Origin of the sequence: Paracoccus sp. (in: a-proteobacteria) (assembly GCF_046462195.1) — a bacterium.
GTDB lineage: Bacteria > Pseudomonadota > Alphaproteobacteria > Rhodobacterales > Rhodobacteraceae > Paracoccus.
This window is the reverse complement of record NZ_JBKGUN010000265.1, coordinates 1-3,531: the sequence shown is the minus strand read 5'-3', so window position 1 is coordinate 3,531 and position 3,531 is coordinate 1. Positions and strand designations below refer to the sequence as shown.

Below are 3,531 nucleotides of genomic sequence, written 5' to 3'. Positions count from 1 at the left end.
TCCCTTTTTTCCCTTCTTAAGATGCTGTTGACGAGTGCTGTTGTTCTGTCTTCGCGGACTTCTCGATATATTGACAGAACATCGACATACCGCCTGCCCTCATTGGATTGCATCGAAGAGCGGCAGTCCTCTGTGGTGCAGGTCTGGCAGGATGCTAGAGGCAGCCGCTGCTGATCAGGAAGGGGGTGTCTGTCCAAAGGCGAAGGGGGAGCCTCCTCCATTTCTCTCGCTGAAGGAAAGAAGCATGACAGGCCGATTTCCGGAGGCGCGTGCGGGCACGGGTGAACAGGCAAATCCGGAGAGCCATCAAAACATCGCAGGTTTCGGTCGGTGAAGATTTCTCTGGCTGACTGGATGACCTTATCGGTGCTGTTGCGACAGACAGCATGTGAAGGGGCAGCCTTGTCGCAACCAGAATTTATCAACCCGTATCGTACGACCGCCTGCCGTGGCGACGCAGCATGCAGTCAGGAACGAGGCATGGCTGGGCCCAAGGATGCTGCGGGGACAAGATCGCGATAAAGATCCAGCATCTGCGTCAGGTCGGCCTCGAGCAACGACAGGTGCGGCGCATCTGCAGCCCAACTGCGACTGAGGGCGCAGCCGGCTTCGTAACCCAGCGGAAGTGCAGCCGAAGAACCGAGGCTGATCGGCGCGTGTGAGAAGCCGTGGCCTAGGCCTGCCGCTCTCTGTGTGGCGGCGGCCATCTGGCGCAAATGGGCGCGGCCCTGTTCAGGCCCCAGCGCCGTCAGCGCGTCTGCCGCTCCGTGCTGCAGGGACAGGACAATGCGTTCGCTTTGAGCGTTGATGAAAAAGACAACATAAAGCCCGTGTCGCATGCTGCGCGTCACCTGCGGCGCAAAGAACGCCAACCATGGGACGCTGGCCCATCCGGGTGCGCCAGTGCTGGCGCGAACCAACAGCGGCTCGGCGCGCGAAGCGATCAACGCGCGACCCATATGGGCTAGGTCGTTTCGAAAGAACCGCGCAAAGGCACTGCCTGCCACGGGACGGCTCCGTTCGAACGCATAGCGCCGCGCTGCATCGGACAGCGCGGCGGCAAGCGGGGGCAGGGGCGTGGTCAGACCAGCCGCCCTTCCTCCATCGCGGCGCGAACGAAACCTGCGAACAGGGGCGCAGGCTGGAAGGGCTTGGATTTCAGTTCGGGGTGGGATTGCACGCCGATGAACCACGGATGGTCGGCATATTCCACGACTTCCGGCAGCTTGCCGTCGGGCGACATGCCCGAGAAACACAGGCCCGCCTTTTCCAGCTGGGTGCGGTAGGTGGCGTCCACTTCGTAACGGTGGCGGTGGCGGTCCTCGATCTGGGTCATACCGCCATACACTTCGGAAATGCGCGAGCCTTCGGACAGAACGGCAGTATAGGCACCCAGACGCATCGTGCCGCCCTTGTCGTCACCCACCTTGCGCTGGACGGTATAGTTTCCCTGCACCCATTCCTTGAGGTGATAAACAACCGGCGTGAAGCGGGTCTTGCCCGCCTCGTGGTCGAACTCTTCGGAACCGGCATCGGGCATGCCGGCCAGATGACGGGCGGCCTCGATCACTGCCATCTGCATGCCAAGACAGATCCCCAGATAGGGCACCTTCTTTTCGCGGGCATAGCGGGCCGCAGTCACCATGCCCTCGGTGCCGCGTTCGCCAAAGCCGCCCGGCACGATGATGCCATGATAGCCGTCCAGCAGATGGGCACCTTCGCCTTCCAGCTTTTCGCTGTCCACCCAGTCGGCCTTGACGCGCACGCGATTGGCCATGCCGCCATGGGTCAACGCCTCGGCAATGGATTTGTAAGCATCCTCCAATTGGGTGTATTTGCCGACGATGGCGATGTTCACCTGACCTTCGGCATTGTCCAAGCGGTCCATCACGTCTTCCCATTTCGACAGGTCGGGACGCGGGGCGGGGCTGATCTGGAAGGCATCCAGAACGGCGCGGTCCAAGCCGGCACGATGATAGGCCAGCGGAGCCTCGTAGATGGTCTTGAGGTCATAGGCCGGGATCACGGCATCAGGACGCACGTTGCAGAACAGCGCAATCTTGGCCCGCTCCTTTTCCGGGATCGGGTGTTCGGACCGGCATACCAGCACATCCGGCGCCAGGCCGATCGACTGAAGTTCCTTGACGCTGTGCTGGGTGGGTTTGGTCTTCAGTTCACCGCTGGCCGCCAGATAGGGCAGCAGCGTCAGGTGCATCAGGATGCATTCGCCGCGCGGGCGTTCGTGGGTGAACTGGCGGATCGCCTCGAAGAAGGGCAGGCCCTCGATGTCGCCGACCGTGCCGCCGATCTCGCACAGCATGAAATCGACCTCGTCATCGCCGATCGACAGGAAGTCCTTGATCTCGTTCGTGACGTGCGGAATCACCTGGATCGTCTTGCCCAGGTATTCGCCGCGGCGTTCCTTTTCCAGCACGTTGGAATAGATCCGCCCGGAAGACACGCTGTCGGTGCGCCGCGCGCTGACCCCGGTGAAACGTTCGTAATGGCCCAGGTCCAGATCAGTCTCGGCGCCGTCATCGGTGACGAAGACCTCCCCATGCTCGAACGGGCTCATCGTGCCGGGGTCGACGTTCAGGTAAGGATCAAGCTTGCGCAGGCGCACGGTAAAGCCGCGGGCCTGCAACAGCGCACCCAACGCCGCCGAGGCCAGCCCTTTGCCAAGGGACGAGACCACGCCGCCGGTGATGAAGATGTATCGCGCCATGGAGGCCCCCGTGATGTGCAAGTCTTGATGTGCAAATTTTGTCAGGTTGCGGGCCGCCGAACGACCAGCATCACGGGAGTCGAGCCATATCCGATTCGCCCCGTGGTCGCAACGGACCGCAAGTTGATTGGGGCGGAAATCGGCCCGCCCCGGTAATCATGTCAGCCTCAGTTGGCTGGTTGACCGCCGCCTTGGATGTCCGACCCGGCTTCGGCCGGCCCGGGCGTTTCGACCGCGGCAGGCGGTGCGATCGCCTCCGCCTCCGGCGCCGCTTCGACCGGAACAGCGGGCGCTGCCGGGGCCGGTGCAACCGCGGGAGGCGTCACGTCGGCGGCAGGTGCCTGGACTTCGGGGGCCTGAGCAGCGGGGGCCTGCGGGACAGGCGCCGCGGCTGCGGGGCTTTCGCCGGCAGGCGCATCGGGTGCAGGCGGGGTCAGCGGGTTGCCGCCAGTCGCGGGCGGCGGGGTATAGGCCGGCAGCGTCGGCACGTTTGTCTGCGACTGGTTGCCGGCAGGCACGCCCAGCTGGTCCAGAACCGAGCCCGTGCTGGCCTGTCGTGCCGCCAGAACCGTCAAGCCGATCGATGTGCAGAAGATCGCGACACCCAGGATCCAAGTCAGCCGGGTCAGCGCATTGGCCGCCTGGCGACCGGACATGACGCCCCCTGCGCCGCCACCACCGCCGCCCATGCCCAGCCCGCCCCCTTCGGAACGTTGCAGCAGCACAACCCCGGTCAGCATCGCTGCCAGGATCAGATGGACGGTCAGAATGACGTTTTCCACGGCTTTCGGCCTTTCATTTGCGGA

The 3,531-nt window shown here is 63.6% G+C and carries 3 protein-coding genes; all 3 read right to left on the bottom strand.

Features of this window, described 5'->3' with window-relative positions; genetic code table 11:
- Nucleotides 1-467: 467 nt before the first annotated feature.
- On the bottom strand, nucleotides 468-1,193 hold the full coding sequence (locus ACLHHB_RS16050; protein ID WP_410219285.1) for an MrcB family domain-containing protein: 726 nt from the start codon (nucleotides 1,191-1,193) through the stop codon (nucleotides 468-470).
- Nucleotides 1,082-2,725 carry a CTP synthase gene (locus ACLHHB_RS16045; RefSeq protein WP_410219284.1) on the bottom strand — a complete coding sequence of 548 codons (1,644 nt, stop codon included), beginning with the start codon at nucleotides 2,723-2,725 and terminating at the stop codon, nucleotides 1,082-1,084. The genes ACLHHB_RS16050 and ACLHHB_RS16045 overlap by 112 nt, the downstream gene beginning before the upstream one ends.
- 167 nt (nucleotides 2,726-2,892) lie before the next feature.
- Nucleotides 2,893-3,507 carry a preprotein translocase subunit SecG gene (gene secG / locus ACLHHB_RS16040; protein ID WP_410219283.1) on the bottom strand — a complete coding sequence of 205 codons (615 nt, stop codon included), beginning with the start codon at nucleotides 3,505-3,507 and terminating at the stop codon, nucleotides 2,893-2,895.
- Nucleotides 3,508-3,531: the final 24 nt, after the last annotated feature.

Bases quoted from the DNA above. Each gene is read 5' to 3' on its own strand.
- ACLHHB_RS16045 (WP_410219284.1), bottom strand. From the start codon at position 2,725: ATGGCGCGATACATCTTCATCACCGGCGGCGTGGTCTCGTCCCTTGGC.